Annotated in this window: 1 protein-coding gene; it reads left to right on the plus strand. The window is 60.8% G+C overall.

Annotated features, from left to right (window positions below; all coding sequences use genetic code 11):
• Positions 1–43 precede the first annotated feature (43 nt).
• A complete protein-coding gene (locus AWB74_RS44770; RefSeq protein WP_061152831.1) occupies positions 44–1,105 on the plus strand; it encodes an IS630 family transposase in 1,062 nt (353 codons plus the stop codon).
• The last annotated feature ends 16 nt before the right edge of the window (positions 1,106–1,121 follow it).

Below are 1,121 nucleotides of genomic sequence, written 5' to 3' on the forward strand. Positions count from 1 at the left end.
CTAGTGCATTGCATCATTGAATTGGCACCCCAAGTGTGTTCAGATGCAGGTCATGGGCAAAATGAATCTGACCGAGACCGAACGCGAGCAACTGCTGTCGGCGGCGCGAAGCCGAACGGTGCGTGCGGCGGACGTACGACGCGCGAAGTTGATCCTGATGCTCGAGGACGGCGAGTCGCGCGACAGCATCATGCGCACACTGGGTTGCGACTCGCGCTTCATTGCGCGCTGGTCGGGGCGCTTTCTCAGCGAGCGACTGTCTGGCATGTACGCCCGACATCCCGGGCGCGCTCCCAAGCAGCCGCCAGCCAGACTTGAGGCGCGGGTGCTCAACCGCACTCTCAAACACAAACCCGCCGACGGCGCGACACACTGGAGCAGCTATAAGCTCGCGGCAGAGCTCGGCGACGTGTCGGTCTCGACCGTGCAGCGCATCTGGCGCAAGCACGGAGTCAAGCCGCAGCAGTTGGAGCGGCACATGGTCTCCAACGATCCGGACTTCGAGGCCAAAGCAGCCGACGTAATCGGGCTTTACCTGAACCCACCGGCGCACGCAGCGGTTTTCTGCGTGGACGAGAAGACCGCGATTCAGGCACTCGACCGCAAGGACCGGATGCTGCCGCTGTCGCCAGGGCGCGCCGAGAGCCACGGCTTCGAGTACAAGCGCAACGGCACGCTCAGCTTGTTCGCGGCGTTCAATACTGCGACCGGCGAGGTATTGGGCAAAACGGCGACGCGTCACACCAGCGAACAGTTCGTGGCCTTCCTGATCGACGTCGTGGCTAGCCAGCCCAAACGCCGCGAAATCCATGTCATCTGCGACAACGTGAGCAGCCACAAGACGGAGCGGGTCGCCGCGTTCCTCAACGCGCATCGCAATGTGAGCTTGCACTTCACCCCGACCTACTCGTCGTGGCTCAACCAAGTAGAGAACTGGTTCTCGCGCATCCAGCGTGATGTGATCGCCCGTGGCATCTTCACTTCAGTAAAAGATCTGGATCGCAAACTCATGCATTACATCCGCGAGCACAACAAGAATCCGAAGCCGATCAAGTGGAAATATGACGATCCTTCGCGTCGGATCCGTCCGGTGCCAAATCAATGACGCGGTCGACTAGCAA

This window comes from Caballeronia arvi (assembly GCF_001544695.2).
Classification (GTDB): Bacteria; Pseudomonadota; Gammaproteobacteria; order Burkholderiales; family Burkholderiaceae; genus Caballeronia; species Caballeronia arvi.

Bases quoted from the DNA above. Each gene is read 5' to 3' on its own strand.
- AWB74_RS44770 (WP_061152831.1), top strand. From the start codon at position 44: ATGCAGGTCATGGGCAAAATGAATCTGACCGAGACCGAACGCGAGCAA.